Source organism: Paraburkholderia phenoliruptrix, assembly GCF_047325075.1.
Lineage (GTDB): Bacteria > Pseudomonadota > Gammaproteobacteria > Burkholderiales > Burkholderiaceae > Paraburkholderia > Paraburkholderia phenoliruptrix.
Genome location: NZ_CP168531.1, coordinates 1,578,366 through 1,595,425, shown reverse-complemented (window position 1 = coordinate 1,595,425; position 17,060 = coordinate 1,578,366). Strand labels below are relative to the sequence as shown.

The following is a 17,060-nucleotide window of genomic DNA, read 5'->3' as shown; positions in this document are numbered from 1 at the left end:
CGCCGCTTTGTGAGCGCGCGCCGCGCCCGTTTTATACATGGCCAAAAATCCGTCTGACTTATTTATTGGGACGCACCGCCGGGCCGCGCGACCCATGTCCGATTCGCGACAAAACTTGTCCTTACAATTCAGCCGAGCCACATTACACTTCGACGAATAGCTGAGCACACGCGACGCCGCGTCGTTATGCCGCAACGACGCCGGTCAGCACGGCGACGCGCCGCCAGCCAGGGATTGCCCCGTCCTCTCTCTTCTAAAAAACGTATGGAAACCAGCCTCGATAAACGCGCACTTGCCAGCGCGTCAGCCCGTCCCGGCAGTACCGCGCCTGCCGCCGCCGCTTCGGCTGCCTCACCCTCGGGCGCGCAACCGGCCGCCACAGTGCAGCGCACGGTGTACTCCGTGCTCGGCGCGATCAGCTTTTCCCATTTGCTCAACGACATGATCCAGTCGTTGATCCTGGCCATTTACCCGATGCTGAAAGACAACTTCTCGTTGTCGTTCGGACAGATCGGCCTGATCACGCTGACATATCAGATCACCGCTTCGCTGCTGCAGCCGCTCGTCGGCATTTACACCGACAGGCATCCGAAGCCGTACTCGCTGCCCGTCGGCATGGGCTTTACGCTCGCCGGGCTGCTGCTGATGTCGATGGCGCCGAATTTCGGCGTGCTGCTGGTGGCCGCGGCGCTGGTCGGCTGCGGGTCGTCGGTGTTTCATCCGGAGTCGTCGCGCGTTGCACGCATGGCGTCCGGCGGCCGCCACGGACTTGCGCAGTCGCTGTTCCAGGTGGGCGGCAATGCGGGATCGTCGCTCGGGCCGCTGCTCGCCGCGCTGATCGTGATTCCGCACGGCCAGCGCAGCATCGCGTGGTTCTCGGTGGCGGCGCTCGTCGCGATGGTCGTGCTCACGCAGATCGGCCGCTGGTACAAGCAGCATCCGTCGATGAAGAAGGCGCGCAGCCAGACCGTTCACGCGACGCTGTCGCGCAACCAGGTCATGTTCGCGATGGGCGTGCTGATCCTGCTGGTGTTTTCGAAGTACTTTTACCTCGCGAGCATTAACAGCTATTTCACGTTCTATCTGATCGACAAATTCCATCTGCCGGTGCAGGCGGCGCAGGTACATCTGTTCGTGTTCCTCGCCGCCGTGGCCGCGGGCACGGTGATCGGCGGTCCGGTGGGCGACAGGATCGGCCGCAAATATGTGATCTGGGTGTCGATTCTCGGCGTCGCGCCGTTCACGCTGCTGCTGCCCTACGCCAACCTGTTCTGGACGGGCGTGTTGACGGTGATTATCGGCGTGGTGCTGGCTTCGGCCTTCTCGGCGATTCTCGTCTATGCGCAGGAGCTGATTCCGGGCAAGGTCGGCATGGTCGCGGGGCTCTTTTTCGGCTTCGCGTTCGGGCTCGGCGGTATCGGCGCGGCGGTGCTCGGCGAACTCGCCGACGCGACCAGCGTCGCGTATGTCTACAAGGTCTGCTCGTTCCTGCCGCTGCTCGGCGTGCTGACGGTGTTCCTTCCCGACGTGGAAGGCAAGCGCGCCAAGGCCTAAGCGGTTCGTCCTGAAGGCATGAGAAAAAGGCGCTGCGGCGCCTTTTTCTTTTGGCGCACTGGCGCACTGGCGGGCGGCGGCGGTCCGTCCGCTTTCGCGGGGCAATGCGCTTTGCGGCGGCCCCGTCCGCCCTCGCGGGCCGCTCGGCCCGCGCCGCTCATGGTGAACCCGCGTTGTCCGCCACGCGGCGCGTACTCTATGCTTCCTTGACATGGCTCGCGCCGCCGCCATCCGCGGCCGCGGTGCGCCGCGTCTTCCACGTTTGCTCACCCGCACCCGAAGGATCGCCGCCGATGACCCGCTACCGCGACTTCCACCGCCGTTCGATCGACAACCCAGAGGCGTTCTGGCGCGACGAGGCGCGGCGCATCCATTGGGAAACGCCGTTCGAGACAGTGCTCGACCGCTCGAATCCGCCGTTCGCGCGCTGGTTTGTCGGCGGGCGCACGAACCTGTGCCATAACGCGGTGGACCGGCATCTGGCCGAGCGCGCGCAGCAAAACGCGCTCGTGTATGTGTCGACCGAAACGGGCATCGAGCGGCGCTACACCTACGCCGAACTGCACGCCGAGGTCAACCGGATGGCCGCCGTCATGCGCTCGCTGGGCGTGAAGCGCGGCGCCGTGGTGCTCATCTATCTGCCGATGATCCCCGAAGCGCTTTTCGCGATGCTCGCGTGCGCGCGCCTCGGCGCGATTCACTCGGTCGTGTTCGGCGGGTTCGCGGCGCCGAACCTGGCCGCGCGCATCGACGACGCGAAGCCGGTGCTGATCGTGACCGCCGACGCCGGCGCGCGCGGCGGCAAGGTGATCGACTACACGCCGCTCGTCGACGAAGCGCTCGCGCGCGCGAGCCACAAGACGCCGCGCGTGCTGCTGATCGACCGGCAGCTCGCGCCGGAGCGCCTGAACGCCAGCTATCTGGTCGACTACGAGCCGCTGCGCGAGCAGTTCTTCGACGCCCATGTGCCGTGCGAATGGCTCGAGTCGAACGAACCCTCCTACGTGCTCTACACCTCCGGCACGACCGGCAAGCCCAAGGGCGTGCAGCGCGATGTGGGCGGCTACGCGGTCGCGCTCGCCGCGTCGATGGAGTACATCTTCGAGGGCAAGGCCGGCGACACGATGTTCACCGCGTCGGATGTCGGCTGGGTGGTCGGCCATAGCTACATCGTCTATGCGCCGTTGCTCGCGGGGCTCACCACCGTCATGTACGAAGGCACGCCGATCCGCCCCGACGGCGGCATCTGGTGGCGCCTTGTCGAACAGCATCGGATCAACCTGATGTTCACCGCGCCGACCGCGCTGCGCGTGCTGAAAAAGCAGGACCCGGCGCTGCTGAAGAAAGCCGACCTGTCGAGCCTGCGCACGCTGTTTCTGGCCGGCGAGCCGCTCGACGAGCCGACCGCCTCGTGGATCGCCGGCGCGCTCGGCAAACCGGTGATCGACAATTACTGGCAGACCGAAACCGGCTGGCCGATGCTCGCGATTCCGCGCGGCGTCGAAGCGCTGCCGACCAAGCTCGGTTCGCCGGGCGTGCCCTCGGCCGGTTTCGCTCTGACCTTGCGCAACGAGCTGACGGGCGACCCGTGCCCGCCCGGCGAGAAAGGCGTTCTGACGCTGAACTACCCGCTGCCGCCGGGTTGCATGTCCACGGTATGGGGCGACGACCAGCGCTTTGTCAGCACCTACTGGTCGAGCATTCCGAACCACCAGGTGTATTCCACGTTCGACTGGGGCATTCAGGACGAAGACGGCTACGTGACGATCCTCGGGCGCACGGACGATGTGATCAACGTCGCGGGTCACCGGCTCGGCACACGCGAGATCGAGGAGGCGCTCTCCAGCCACCCGGCCGTGGCGGAAGTCGCCGTGGTGGGCGTGACCGACTCGCTGAAGGGTCAGGCGGCGATGGCCTTCGTGGTGTTGCGCGACGCGCAGGCCTACGCGGAGGGGAACACGCGCACGAAGCTGCAAGACGATCTCATGACGACGGTCGACCGCCAGCTCGGCGCGATTGCGCGGCCCTCGCGCGTGGTGATCGTCTCAATGCTGCCGAAGACGCGCTCCGGCAAGCTGCTGCGCCGGGCCATCGCGGCGCTCGCGGAGGGACGCGAGCCGGGCGATCTGCCGACCATCGAGGATGCCTCGGCGTTGCAGCAGGTGCGCGAGGGCTTGCAGGCCTAGCGACCGCCGCTGCGTGCCTGAAGAAAACGCGTGAGAATCGCGTTCGAATACGCCGCCGCGATCTCCGTCAAAAACGAAACGAACGAAGCCGGCGCGTGGTCGTCGGCGGTATCGGAGATGGTACGCACCACCGCGCACGGCACGCCGTACTCGTGACAGACCTGGGCGATCGCCGCGCCTTCCATCTCGACGGCGAGCGCATCGGGCAAGGCTTCGCGCAGCGCCTCTACGCCCGCCGAGCTCGCCACGAACTGATCGCCGCTGATGATCAGACCGCAATGCACCTGCGGCTCGCGCGTGCCGAACCGTGCCGCCGAGGCCGCGCCCTCTTCCGCGACGAACCGCTCGCAGGCTTGGGCAAGTTGCGCAGCGAGCGCCGCGTCCGCTGCAAAACGCGACATGCCGAGCAACGGCACTTCGAAGCGCGGAAAGAGCGGCGACGCGTCGAGGTCGTGTTGCAAGAGCGCATTCGCCACGACGATGTCGCCGACCCGGACCTGCTCGCCGACACCGCCCGCGACGCCGGTAAACACCACCGCCTCGACGTCGAAGGCATGAATCAGCGCGCTGACCGTGGCCGCCGCCGCGACCTTGCCCACGCGCGCAAGCGTGACGACGCACGGCGCGCGGTGCACGGTGCCGACGTGATAATCGCGCCGGCCATGCGTGACGGTGCGCACGCCGGACTCCGCGCGCATTGCTTCGATCAGGTCGCCGAGCTCCTGCGGCAGGGCCGCGAGAATGCCGAACGGTCTCTCGGGAACGCTCGCGCCGCTGCCGTGCGCAGCGCGCTCCTCGCTTCCGACGCCGGCCGCACCCGCGTTGCCCGCCGTGTTGGGCCCGACCGCGGCCGCCGCGCTTGCCACTGAATTTGCCGCCGAATCTGCCACTGAACTCGCCGCAGCATTTGCCACCACACTTGCCGCCGAATCTGCATTCGCGCTCATTCGACCGCCTGCAATTTGGCGACCGCGAGCGCGAGCCATTTCTCGCCGTGGCGCTTGAATTTGACCTGCGCCTTGGCATCGGTGCCGCCGCCTTCGAGCGCAGTGATCGTGCCCTCGCCAAACCTGGTGTGGAACACCTGCTGGCCGACGCGGAAACCGGTTTGCGCCGCGCGCTGCTCGTTGGCGAAAGCCGGCAATGGCGCCGCCGGCGCCGAAGTCCCGCCGCCGTAGCCCTGCTGACGGTCGGGCCGCGCGAACCAGTCGCGCCCGTAGCCCGCGTTGTCCGATCGGCCGCCCCAGCGCGCGCCCGCCTCGACCTTCGGCGTGAGCCACTTGAGCGTTTCCTGCGGCAATTCGTCGAAGAAACGCGAGCGGATGTTGTAGCGCGTCTGGCCGTGCAGCATCCGGCTTTGCGCGAACGACAGGTACAGCCGTTCCTTCGCGCGCGTAATGGCCACATACATGAGACGGCGCTCTTCTTCGAGCCCGTCCGACTCCATCGCGCTGTTCTCGTGCGGGAAGAGCCCCTCTTCGAGGCCCGTGATGAACACAGCCGTGAATTCCAGACCCTTGGCCGCGTGCACCGTCATCAACTGGACGGCTTCCTGGCCGGCTTGCGCCTGGTTGTCGCCCGCTTCGAGCGACGCGTGCGACAGGAAGCCGGCAAGCGGCGTCATGGTGTCCGGGTTTTGCGCCGGGTCCGCGATGCCAGGCGCGTCCAGCACGACGGTGTTGGGGTCGTCGGTGGCGACGGCCAGTTCCGGCGCGGCGGTCGCGCCGGGGCGCAGCGGAATGGAGCGCGCGGGCGTGTCCATGCCGTAGCCCTCTTCGCTGACGAACGCAGCCGCTGCATTGACCAGTTCCTGCAAGTTCTCCAGCCGGTCCTGGCCTTCGCGCTCGTTCTGATAAAAATCGGCGAGGCCGCTTGCGCGCACCACGTATTCGACGGTTTCCGGCAAGCTCATCTGCTGCGTTTCCGCGCGCATCTTGCCGATCAGGTTGGCAAACGCCGACAGGCTCGACCCCGCCTTGCCGGCGACATACGGAATCGCCGCGGCCATCGAGCAGTTGTAGAGCCGCGCGGCGTCGGCAAGTTGCTCAATGGAGCGCGCGCCGATGCCCCGCGTCGGAAAATTGACGACGCGCGCGAACGCGGTGTCGTCGTTCGGATTGTCGATCAGGCGCAGATAGGCGAGCGCGTGCTTCACTTCCTGACGCTCGAAAAAGCGCAAACCGCCATACACGCGGTACGCAATGCCCGCATTCACGAGCGTGTGCTCGATGGTGCGCGACTGCGCGTTGCTGCGATAGAGCACCGCGATTTCGCTGCGCGAGGTGCCGGTGCTGATGAGCGCCTTGATTTCTTCGACGATCCAGCCGGCTTCCTGCGTGTCCGTGGCGGATTCGTAGACGCGCACCGGCTCGCCGTGGCCTGCGTCCGTGCGCAGATTCTTGCCGAGACGCCGCGAATTGTTCGCGATCAGCTGGTTGGCGGCATCCAGAATATGGCCGTGCGAACGGTAATTCTGTTCGAGCTTGATCAGATGGCGGACATTGAACTCGTGCTCGAAGTCGCGCATGTTGCCGACATTCGCGCCGCGGAACGCGTAAATGGACTGGTCGTCGTCGCCGACCGCGAAAATCGCGTTCGTCTGACCCGCGAGCAGCTTCAGCCACGCGTATTGCAGCTTGTTGGTGTCCTGAAACTCGTCGACGAGAATGTGCCTGAAGCGCGCCTGATAGTGCGCGCGCAACGGCGGATTATGCGCGAGCAGTTCATAGCAGCGCAGCAGCAGCTCGGGGAAATCGACGACGCCTTCGCGCTGGCACTGCTGGTCGTAGGCTTCGTACAGTTCGACGAATTTGCGGTTGAAATTGTCGGTGGCGTCGACGTCTTTCGGCCGCAGGCCCTGTTCCTTCGCGTTGTTGATGAAGTACTGGAGGTTTTTGGCCGGGTACTTTTCGTCGTCGATGTTCAGGCCCTTCATCAGACGCTTGATCGCGGAAAGTTGATCCGCGGTGTCGAGAATCTGGAACGTGGCGGGCAGACCGGCGTCGCGATGATGCGCGCGCAGCATGCGGTTGCACAGGCCGTGGAAAGTGCCGATCCACATGCCGCGCGTGTCGATGGGCAACAGCGCCGAAAGGCGCGACATCATTTCGCGCGCGGCCTTGTTGGTGAAGGTCACGGCCAGAATGGTGGCCGGCGACGCAAGGCCATGCTGGATGAGCCACGCGATGCGTGTAATGAGTACGCGGGTTTTGCCGCTGCCCGCGCCGGCGAGAATCAGCGCGGGCTCGTTGGGGAGCGTGACGGCGGCGTGTTGTTCGGGGTTGAGATTGGCTAGCAGGTCGGGCATTTTTTCGGAGGGACGGCGGGGTGTTCGTCATTATATGCCCCGGCGGGGATGCGGTTTTTTTGCCTGCCCGCGCCCCCGGCGCCCCTTATAATCGAACATTCTCCGCATTTACCAGCCGATCGACACATGAGCGAGACCCCGAGCGACACCCAGCGCGATACCTCTTCCACTCTTGCCAAGAGCTTCGAGCCGCACACCATTGAAGCTCACTGGGGCCCCGAATGGGAAAAGCGCGCCTACGCGGCGCCCGTTTTCGACGGCAGAAAAAAGGATTTCTCGATCCAGTTGCCGCCGCCGAACGTCACGGGCACGCTGCATATGGGCCACGCGTTCAATCAGACCATCATGGACGGCCTTGCCCGCTATCACCGCATGCTCGGCGAAAACACGCTGTGGGTGCCGGGCACGGACCACGCGGGCATCGCCACGCAGATCGTCGTCGAACGGCAGCTGGACGCCAAGGGCGTGTCGCGCCACGATCTCGGCCGCGAGAAGTTCGTCGAACGCGTCTGGGAATGGAAGCAGGAATCCGGCTCGACCATCACCAATCAGGTGCGGCGTCTCGGCGCCTCCATCGACTGGTCGCGCGAATACTTCACGATGGACGACAAGATGTCGGCCGCGGTGCGCGACGTGTTCGTACGCCTCTATGAGCAGGGCCTCATCTATCGCGGCAAGCGCCTCGTCAACTGGGACCCGGTGCTGCTCACCGCGGTGTCCGACCTCGAAGTCGTCAGCGAGGAGGAAAACGGCCACCTGTGGCATATCCGGTACCCGCTCACCGACGGCTCCGGCCACCTGACCGTCGCGACCACGCGCCCCGAAACCATGCTCGGCGACACGGCCGTGATGGTCCATCCGGAAGACGAGCGCTACGCGCACCTGATCGGCAAGACCGTCACGCTGCCGCTGTCCAACCGCGAAGTGCCGATCATCGCCGACGATTACGTGGACCGCGAATTCGGCACGGGCGTCGTCAAGGTCACGCCCGCGCATGACTTCAACGACTACCAGGTCGGCCTGCGCCACAAGCTGCCGCAAATCGAAATTCTCACGCTCGACGCGAAGATCAACGCGAACGCGCCGGAAAAATACCGCGGCCTCGACCGTTTCGAAGCCCGCAAACAGGTGGTCGCCGATCTCGAAGCGCTCGGCGCGCTGGAATCGGTCAAACCGCACAAGCTGATGGTGCCGCGCGGCGACCGCACCGGCGTCGTAATCGAGCCGATGCTCACCGACCAATGGTTCGTCGCGATGAGCAAGCCGGCGCCGGATGCGACATTCGGCACCTTCAATCCGGGCAAATCGATTGCCGAAACCGCGCTCGACGTGGTTCGCAGCGGCGAAATCAAATTCGTGCCGGAAAACTGGACGACCACGTATTACCAGTGGCTCGAAAACATTCAGGACTGGTGCATCTCGCGCCAGCTGTGGTGGGGCCACCAGATTCCCGCGTGGTATGGCGAAAACGGCGAAATTTTCGTCGCGAAGACCGAGGAAGGCGCGCGGGAAAAAGCGGCCGAAGCCGGCTACACCGGCCCGCTCAAGCGCGACGAAGACGTGCTCGACACGTGGTTCTCGTCGGCGCTCGTGCCTTTCTCGTCGCTCGGCTGGCCGAACGAAACGCAGGAACTGAAACACTTTTTGCCGTCGTCGGTGCTGGTCACGGGCTTCGACATCATCTTCTTCTGGGTCGCGCGCATGGTCATGATGACCACGCACTTCACCGGCAAGGTGCCGTTTCACACGGTGTACGTGCACGGTCTCGTGCGCGACGCCGAAGGCCAGAAAATGTCGAAGAGCAAGGGCAATACGCTCGACCCGATCGATATCGTCGACGGCATCGGGCTCGACGCGCTCGTCGCCAAACGCACCACCGGCCTCATGAATCCGAAGCAGGCGGCGTCGATCGAAAAGAAAACCCGCAAGGAGTTTCCGGACGGCATTCCGGCCTTCGGCACGGACGCGCTTCGCTTCACGATGGCGTCCATGGCGACGCTCGGGCGCAACGTCAACTTCGATCTGGCGCGCTGCGAGGGTTACCGCAACTTCTGCAACAAGCTGTGGAACGCCACCCGCTTCGTGCTGATGAACTGCGAAGGCCACGACTGCGGCTTCGGTCAACCGGCACAGTGCGGCGAATGCGGGCCGGACGGCCATCTGCATTTCTCGTCGGCGGACCGCTGGATCGTGTCCCTCCTGCAGCGCGTGGAAGCGGAGGTCGCCAAGGGCTTTGCCGACTATCGCTTCGACAATGTGGCCAACGCCCTATACAAGTTCGTGTGGGACGAATACTGTGACTGGTATCTCGAACTCGCCAAGGTGCAGATCCAGACGGGTCAGCCGAACCAGCAGCGCGCCACGCGGCGCACCCTGCTGCGCGTGCTCGAGACGGTGTTGCGCCTCGCGCATCCGGTGATTCCGTTCATTACCGAGGCGCTGTGGCAGAAAGTTGCACCGTTGGCCGGGCGTTATCCCGCGGACAAAGCCGAGGGCGAAGCGTCCATCATGGTGCAGCCGTACCCCGTTGCCGACCTGTCGAAGATCGACGAAGCAGCAGAGCAATGGGCGGCCGACCTGAAGGCCATGATCGATGCGTGCCGGAATCTGCGCGGCGAAATGAATCTGTCGCCGGCAGTGAAGGTGCCGTTGCTCGCCACCGGCAACGCGGAGCGTCTCGCGACTTTTGCTCCGTACGCCCAGGCATTGGCCCGTCTGTCGGAAGTGCAGATCATCGCCGACGAAGCAACGCTCGACGCGCAGGCAGATGGCGCGCCAATTGCTATCGTAGGAAGTGACAAGCTCGTGCTGAAGGTGGAGATCGACGTCGCGCTGGAACGCGAGCGTTTATCGAAAGAAATTGCGCGGTTGAGCACGGAAATCGTCAAGTGCAATGGCAAACTGCAGAACGAGAGTTTCGTCGCCAAGGCACCGCCCGCAGTCGTCGAGCAGGAGCAGAAACGGCTGGCGGATTTCGAAGCGACTGTCGGCAAGCTGAAAGCGCAACTCGCGCGCTTGCCGGCCTGATCGACGCTCCACGCCCGCCCGCGCGGCGGGCGCGGACTGATAGCTAAACCAGAGGACTCAGGGTAAATCACATGCTAAAAGTTACAAAGGCGGTATTTCCGGTAGCAGGTCTTGGCACCCGGTTCCTCCCTGCCACGAAGGCAAGCCCGAAGGAAATGCTGCCGATCGTCGACAAGCCGCTGATTCAATACGCGGTGGAAGAAGCCATGGCGGCCGGCATCACCGAAATGATCTTCGTCACGGGCCGCAGTAAACGGGCGATCGAGGACCATTTCGACAAGTCATACGAAATCGAAGCCGAGCTCGAGGCACGCGGCAAGGACAAGCTGCTGGAACTCGTGCGCAGCATCAAGCCGAGTCACGTCGACTGTTTCTACGTACGTCAGCCCGAAGCGCTCGGCCTCGGCCACGCGGTGCTGTGCGCGGAGAAGCTGGTGGGCGACAATCCGTTCGCCGTGATTCTCGCGGACGACCTGCTGTACGGCACGCCGCCCGTCATGACGCAGATGATCGAGGTGTTCGACCACTATCACAGCTCCGTGATTGGCGTCGAAGAAATCCCGCCGCAGGACACCAAGTCGTACGGTATTGTCGACGGCAAGGAATGGGAAGACTCGATCATCAAGATGTCGGGCATCGTCGAGAAGCCGGAGCCGAGCGTCGCGCCGTCCAATCTCGGCGTGGTGGGCCGCTATGTGCTGAAGCCGCGCATTTTCGACCACATCCGTTCCCTCAAGCCGGGCGCGGGCGGCGAACTGCAGCTCACGGACGCCATCCAGTCGCTGCTCGCCGACGAACAGGTGCTCGCATACAAGTATCACGGCACGCGTTTCGACTGCGGCAGCAAGCTCGGCTATCTGAAGGCGACGGTGGAATTCGCGCTGCGCCATCCGGAAGTGGCTGCGGATTTCGAGGAATATCTGCGTACGCGTTCGCCGGTGCTGGAAGGCTAAGCGGCGTTTGAGGCAGAGAGGCCCGCCGCCCTCGCGTCGGGCTCACGTAAAAAAGGCGCTGTGCTCCGCTTTCGCGGGCACAGCGCCTTTTGTTTGAGCGCGTCAGCTTTCCGAGTACTCTTGAGCGAAATTTCAGCGACGCTTCATCAAAAACGTGAACACCTTGTCTTGCGCCGAACTTTCGACGATCTCGTTGCCCGTCTGCTTCGCGAACGCGGCGAAGTCGCGCTGCGAGCCGGGGTCGGTGGCGAGCACCTTGAGAATCTGACCGCTTTCCATATCGGCAAGCGCCTTCTTGGCGCGCAGGATGGGCAGCGGGCACATCAGCCCGCGCGCATCGACTTCCTTGTGAATCTGAATTTGCATCGACGATGACCTTCGGGACAAGGCGCCGTATGCGACGCCGGACAGAGGGTCAAATTCTACCGCAGCCGCAGCCGGCTTGCCGGTGGCCGTCGACGCCAACGCCGCGAACCACGCCGCCCATAGCGTCGCCGCACGGTCAGGAAAGCGCTATAGCGTCACCGCCTGCCCGCTGTGCAGCGACTGCCGCAACGCATTGCCGATCCGCGTGGCTTCGAGCGCGTCGGCGAGCGTCGCGCCGGCCTCGCGCTGCGCCCCAGCCCCGCCCTGCACCGCCGCGACGAAAGCACGCGCCTCGTGCAGGAACGCTTCCTCGAACCGATCGAAGAAAGTCGGCGTGCACTCGTTGCGAATGCCGGACGCATCGACAATCTCCACACGATTCGCGCGCGGATTGCGGCCGATTGCGAGCGCGCCGGCCGTGCCGATCACTTCGCTGTGCGTATCGTTGCCGTGCGCCTGGGTGCGCGACGCGTAGAACATCGCGAGCTTGCCGCCCTCGAATTCGCAGATCGCCACACCGTTGTCGACATCGCCGAATTCACGCAGACCTTCGTGCAGCGCGACCGCGCCCGCCGCGAACACGGGGGGCGCGCGCGGCTTGCCGAGCAGCCAGCGCGCGACGTCGATGTCGTGCACCGTGCAATCCAGGAAGATGCCGCCCGAGGTCGCCGCGAAGCGCACGAAAAAACCGTCGGTATCGTTTTTGTCGGTGGTCTGCGAGCGCACCAGAAACGGCCTGCCGATCGCGCCTGCCGCGATCTTGTCGAACGCGTCCTTGTAGCTCGGATCGAAACGCCGCATGAAGCCGATCGTCGCCTGTAGATGCGGAAAGCGCTCGGCCTCGGCCAGCACGCGCTCGCATTCGGCGAGATCGAGCGACAAGGGCTTTTCGCAGAACACGTGCTTGCCCGCGCGCAGGGCGTCCACGATCTGCTGCGCGTGCAGCGACGACGGCGTGACGAGCCACACCGCGTCCACGGCGCTGTCGTCGAGCAGCTGCGCGTAATCGTCGTAAAGACGCGGCGCCGGCAAGGCCTCGCGCGCCCATGCGCGCTCGTCGTCGAGCGGACTGCACGCGGCGACCAGTTCCGCGCCCGGCACGCGATACGCGAGATTCTCCGCATGACGCTTGCCGAGCCGCCCGAGGCCCACCACGCCGACGCGAAGCCGCTGTGTGCTCGCCGTCGGCGCGCTCATCGTGCGTCCTCATCGAGCTTCACCGCGCGGCCCTCACGCCACGACCGTGTGGCGGCCTCGGCGAGTTCGAGCGCCTTCACGCCGTCGGCGACAGTCGTGCGCACCGGCTTGCCTTGCGTCACGGCGTCGAAAAAATGCGCGATTTCGAGCGCGTAGGCCGCGCGGTAACGTTCGAGGAAAAACGCCTCCGGCACGTCGCTCGACACTTCGGTCTTCGAATACGCCGTCACTTCGGTGGGCCTCACATTGCCTGCTTGCAGCATGCCCGTGCTGCCGAGCACTTCGAAGCGCTGATCGTAGCCGTACGCGGCGCGGCGCGCGGTGTTGATCTGGCACAGACGGCCGCGCTTCGTGCGAATAGTCACCGCGGTGGAGTCGATGTCGCCCGCGTCGGCAATCGCCGGATCGGCAAGGCAGCTGCCGGTGGCATGCAGCGTGTCGGCGTCGTCGTCGAGAATCCAGCGGAAAATGTCGAAGTCGTGAATCAGCATGTCCTTGAAGATGCCGCCCGAATGACGAATGTACTCGACGGGCGGCGGCCCCGGATCGCGGCTCGTCACGACCAGCATTTCCGGCGTGCCGATCTCGCCCGCGTCGAGACGCGCCTTCAGCGCGGAAAACGTCGGGTCGAAGCGCCGCTGAAAGCCGATCATGCACACCACGCCCGCGCGTTGCACCGCATCGGCGCAGACACGCGCGCGTTCGAGCGTGAGGTCCACCGGCTTCTCGCAGAACACATGCTTTTTCTGCGCGGCCGACTTCACGATCAGGTCGGCATGCGTGTCGGTGCTCGAGCAGATCACCGTGGCGCCCACCGACGCGTCGCCCATGGCGCCGTCGATATCCGCCACCTGCGCGCCGTGCTCGGCGGCCAGCGCCGCGGCCGCCTCGCGGTTCACATCGACCACATATTTGAGCCGCACGCCCGGCTGCCGCGCGAGATTCGCCGCATGAATCCTGCCGATGCGGCCCGCGCCGAAGACCGCGACGTCGATGGGTTTTGCTGCGTCAGTCATCGTATCCTCCAGTGTCTTTGGATTCTTCCACGTTCAATTCGAGCTTGTACGCAAGCGCGATGAAAAGCGCCTGGCACAGGCAGATCGTGCTGGTGAGCGAGCGGAACGCGAAGGCGCTGCCCTCTTTCACATACAGTTGGGTGCTGGCGTAGCGCGCGAGCGGAGATAGTTGGCTGTCCGTAATAACCAGCGTCTTAGCCTGATGATGATGCGCGACGCGCAGACAATACTGCGTTTCTTTTGCATAGGGCGCGAAACTGATAGCGATGACCACGTCGCCCTTTTTCACGCTGCGAATCTGCTCGCGATACATGCCGCCGAAACCGGAGACGAGATGCACACGCTTGGGCGTGTGCTGCAACGCATAGACGATGTAGCTCGCCACCGGAAACGAGCGCCGTACGCCGATCACATAGAGGTTGTCCGCCTGCTGCAGCATCTTGACGGCGGCGTCGAACTGCTTGTCGTCGAGGCCCGCTTCGAGTTCTTCCAGGCCGCCGCGCGAAGCCGCAATGAATTCGCGCGCCACCGCTCCGCCGGACAGCGCGCCCGGCTTTTCGTCGATCAGCTTGCGAATGCGCTGCTGATAACTGGGCGAGGACGCGCCCTGCCCCGTGTAAGCCTGGCGGAACACCGCCTGCAAGTCGGAGAATCCGGAAAAGCCGAAGCGCTGCGCAAAGCGCACCACCGCCGACGGATGCACACCGCAGCTCGCGGCAATATCGCTCGTGCGATCCACCATCACGCTCGCGCGATGCTGCTCGATATACGTCGCGACATTCTTCAACTGACGCGGCAGCGCCTCGTAGTTTTCCGCGATGCGCTGCATCAATTCTTCGACGCTCGGCAATTCTTCCGTGCTGTCTTCCGCCATGGCTCTCTCTTTCGTGCTTTATCGCAGTGCGGCAGAGCGTCACAAAGGCGCGCCGCACGGCAGGTTGACGTTGCCGATTATAGGCAGCGCACCGCATAAATGGAACGTATTTTCCATTTTTATTCACCGTGAAATTTCTGTTGCACCACCCTCGAAGATGACCTAATCTTGGTTGTGAGCGATGGCGCTTCGGCGAACGTGCGTCGCTCCCTTCAATAACGACAGACCGAGAAAGGTGGAGACATGAGACTTTGCAAGGGCAAGGCTACGCTCAGGGTTCTGGTGACGGCATTGACGTTGGCAACGGGATTCGGAGCGGCCTCGGCCGCCCGCGCGGCCGACGCTCATTTCGTGCTGATCAGCCACGCGCCGGACTCCGATTCGTGGTGGAACACCATCAAGAACGCGATCAAGCAGGCGGACGAAGACTTCAACGTCGAGACCGACTATCGCAATCCGCCCAACGGCGACATCGCCGATATGGCACGACTCGTCGAACAGGCCGCGGCGCGCAACTACGACGGCGTGATCGTCACCATCGCCGATTACGACGTGCTGAAGAGCTCCATCAACAAGGTCACGGCCAAGAAGATTCCGCTCGTCACGATCAATTCCGGCACCGAGGAACAGAGCGCGCAACTCGGCGCGATCATGCACGTGGGCCAACCCGAATATGTGGCGGGCAAAGCCGCGGGCGAGAAAGCGAAAGCCGCCGGCGTGAAGTCGTTTCTGTGCGTGAACCACATTGCGACCAACACCGTTTCGTTCGACCGTTGCCGCGGTTTCGCGGACGCGCTCGGCGTCGACTACAAGGCCTCCACCATCGATTCCGGCCAGGACCCGACCGAAATCCAGTCGAAGGTGAGCGCCTATTTGCGCAATCATCCGAACACCGGCGCGATTCTCACACTGGGACCGACGCCCGCCTCGGCCACCTTGAAAGCGGTCCAGCAAATGGGCCTCGCCGGCAAGATCTATTTCTGCACGTTCGACTTCTCCGACGACATCGCCAAGGCCATTCAGAACGGCACGATCCAGTTCGCGATCGATCAGCAGCCCTATCTGCAGGGCTACATCCCGGTCGCCGTGCTCGCCATCGTGAAGAAGGACCACACCACCGACCCGGCGAAAATCCGCCAGATCCTCGAAGCGAATCCGAAGTTCAAGGCGCGGCTCGCCACTTACGGTCTCGCGCCGTCGTATGGGCCGAAGAACATTCGCTCGGGTCCGGGCTTCATCACGAAGGACAACCTCGACAAGGTCATCAAGTACGCGGGGCAGTACCGCTGATTCTTTTTCCTAGCTAGTCACGCGCGCGGCGGGCTTCGCTCCCGCCGGGCGGCTTCGCCGCCAGCGCGCATTTCACCGGCTGTCGCTCTCGCACCGCGTTCCCGCTGCCCAGACGCACAGCCGGCTCCAAGGAGACATCATGGGTGTAGCCGGCAAACACTTTCCACCGCACGTCGATTCGAACAGCGCCGGGCCGCGCCCCGATACCGACGAGCGCGTGCGCAAGGAATCCTGGTTCGGTCATTTGCTGAACCGCCCCGAATTCGCCGCGATTTCCGGCGCGGTACTGGTGTTTCTCGTTTTCGCGCTCACAGCCGGCAGCTCCGGCATGTTCAATCTCGACGGCGTGATGAACTGGTCGCAGGTGTCCGCTTACCTCGGCATCCTCGCGGTCGGCGCGTGCCTGCTGATGATCGCGGGCGAATTCGACCTTTCCATCGGCTCGATGATCGGCTTTGCCGGCATGATGGTCGCGATCCCGACTGTCTATTTTCACTGGCCTATTTCGCTTGCCATCCTGTTTGCATTCGCCGGCTCGATGCTGCTCGGCGCGCTCAACGGCTATCTCGTGATGCGCACGCGGCTGCCGTCGTTCATCGTCACGCTCGCTTTCCTGTTCATTCTGCGCGGCCTCACGCTCGCGCTGTCGATCATGTTCGCCGACCGCACCATCGTCTCCGGCGTCGGCGATCTCGCACAAAAGGACTGGCTCGCCAACGCGCTCTTTCACGGCGTTGCGCTGAAAGGCCTCTTCACGATGCTCGCGCATCACGGCATCGGCACGCTGCTCGACAACGGCCACGCGCTCGTGCCTGGCATTCCGAAGGTGATTCTGTGGTGGTTCGGCCTCGCCGCGATTTGCGCGTTCGTACTCGCGAAAACGCGCGCCGGCAACTGGATTCTCGCGGTCGGCGGCGACGCCAATGCAGCCAAGAACGTCGGCATTCCGGTGCGTCGCGTGAAGATTCTGCTGTTCGTGCTGACCGCATTCTGCTCGTGCCTCTTCGCCGTGCTGCAAGTGTGCGACATCGGCTCGGCGGCGGCCGACCGCGGCTTGCAGAAGGAATTCGAAGCGATCATCGCCGCGGTGATCGGCGGGACGCTGCTCACGGGCGGTTATGGATCGGTGGTCGGCGCCTGCTTCGGCGCGCTGATCTTCGGCGTGGTGCAGATCGGCATCACCTATACGAATGTCAGCTCCGACTGGTTCCGCGTATTCCTCGGCGTGATGCTGCTGATCGCGGTGCTGTTCAACCACTACGTGCGCCGTCGCGTGTCGCAATCGTAACG

Annotated in this window: 12 protein-coding genes; 6 read left to right on the top strand and 6 right to left on the bottom strand. The window is 64.2% G+C overall.

Annotated features, from left to right (window positions below; all coding sequences use genetic code 11):
- Positions 1–264: 264 nt before the first annotated feature.
- Both ACEN8U_RS19370 and ACEN8U_RS19365 read left to right on the top strand, forming a co-directional pair.
- Positions 265–1,554, top strand: a complete 1,290-nt coding sequence (locus ACEN8U_RS19370; RefSeq protein WP_015003313.1) for an MFS transporter — start codon at positions 265–267, stop codon at positions 1,552–1,554.
- Between the two features lie 293 nt (positions 1,555–1,847).
- The gene (locus ACEN8U_RS19365; RefSeq protein ID WP_041746331.1) at positions 1,848–3,740 is read left to right on the top strand and encodes a propionate--CoA ligase; all 1,893 of its coding nucleotides are present in this window, start codon (positions 1,848–1,850) and stop codon (positions 3,738–3,740) included.
- On the opposite strand, the gene ACEN8U_RS19360 is transcribed toward ACEN8U_RS19365, so the two are convergent.
- Positions 3,737–4,687 carry a 5'-methylthioadenosine/adenosylhomocysteine nucleosidase gene (locus tag ACEN8U_RS19360; RefSeq protein WP_015003315.1) on the bottom strand — a complete coding sequence of 317 codons (951 nt, stop codon included), beginning with the start codon at positions 4,685–4,687 and terminating at the stop codon, positions 3,737–3,739. The genes ACEN8U_RS19365 and ACEN8U_RS19360 overlap by 4 nt on opposite strands.
- Positions 4,684–7,047 carry a UvrD-helicase domain-containing protein gene (locus tag ACEN8U_RS19355; protein WP_015003316.1) on the bottom strand — a complete coding sequence of 788 codons (2,364 nt, stop codon included), beginning with the start codon at positions 7,045–7,047 and terminating at the stop codon, positions 4,684–4,686. The genes ACEN8U_RS19360 and ACEN8U_RS19355 overlap by 4 nt, the downstream gene beginning before the upstream one ends.
- A 126-nt stretch (positions 7,048–7,173) precedes the next feature.
- Here ACEN8U_RS19355 and ACEN8U_RS19350 point away from each other — a divergent pair, with 126 nt between their 5' ends.
- Positions 7,174–10,074, top strand: a complete 2,901-nt coding sequence (locus tag ACEN8U_RS19350) for a valine--tRNA ligase (protein ID WP_310106945.1) — start codon at positions 7,174–7,176, stop codon at positions 10,072–10,074.
- A 71-nt stretch (positions 10,075–10,145) separates the two neighbouring features.
- A complete protein-coding gene (gene galU / locus ACEN8U_RS19345; protein WP_041745598.1) occupies positions 10,146–11,027 on the top strand; it encodes a UTP--glucose-1-phosphate uridylyltransferase GalU in 882 nt (293 codons plus the stop codon).
- Positions 11,028–11,159: 132 nt separating this feature from the next.
- Here the strand turns inward: galU and ACEN8U_RS19340 are convergent, their stop codons facing one another.
- The 4 genes from ACEN8U_RS19340 to ACEN8U_RS19325 all read right to left on the bottom strand — a co-directional run bounded on the left by ACEN8U_RS19340 (position 11,160) and on the right by ACEN8U_RS19325 (position 14,480).
- Positions 11,160–11,387: a sulfurtransferase TusA family protein gene (locus ACEN8U_RS19340; protein WP_041746333.1), complete on the bottom strand. Its 228-nt coding sequence runs from the start codon at positions 11,385–11,387 to the stop codon at positions 11,160–11,162.
- Positions 11,388–11,540: 153 nt separating this feature from the next.
- The gene (locus tag ACEN8U_RS19335; RefSeq protein ID WP_413658619.1) at positions 11,541–12,590 is read right to left on the bottom strand and encodes a Gfo/Idh/MocA family oxidoreductase; all 1,050 of its coding nucleotides are present in this window, start codon (positions 12,588–12,590) and stop codon (positions 11,541–11,543) included.
- Positions 12,587–13,606, bottom strand: coding sequence for an inositol 2-dehydrogenase (iolG, locus tag ACEN8U_RS19330; protein WP_015003321.1), 1,020 nt, complete (start codon positions 13,604–13,606; stop codon positions 12,587–12,589). The genes ACEN8U_RS19335 and iolG overlap by 4 nt, the downstream gene beginning before the upstream one ends.
- Positions 13,599–14,480 (bottom strand): MurR/RpiR family transcriptional regulator, encoded by an 882-nt coding sequence (locus ACEN8U_RS19325; RefSeq protein ID WP_015003322.1) that lies wholly within the window; start codon positions 14,478–14,480, stop codon positions 13,599–13,601. The genes iolG and ACEN8U_RS19325 overlap by 8 nt, the downstream gene beginning before the upstream one ends.
- 243 nt (positions 14,481–14,723) lie before the next feature.
- On the opposite strand from ACEN8U_RS19325, the gene ACEN8U_RS19320 reads away from it, so the two are divergent.
- Together ACEN8U_RS19320 and ACEN8U_RS19315 are read left to right on the top strand one after the other, a co-directional pair.
- On the top strand, positions 14,724–15,770 hold the full coding sequence (locus ACEN8U_RS19320) for a sugar ABC transporter substrate-binding protein (protein WP_013589071.1): 1,047 nt from the start codon (positions 14,724–14,726) through the stop codon (positions 15,768–15,770).
- Positions 15,771–15,909: 139 nt separating this feature from the next.
- Entirely contained in the window at positions 15,910–17,058 is a 1,149-nt protein-coding gene (locus ACEN8U_RS19315; RefSeq protein ID WP_015003324.1) for an ABC transporter permease, read from the top strand.
- Positions 17,059–17,060 lie beyond the last annotated feature (2 nt).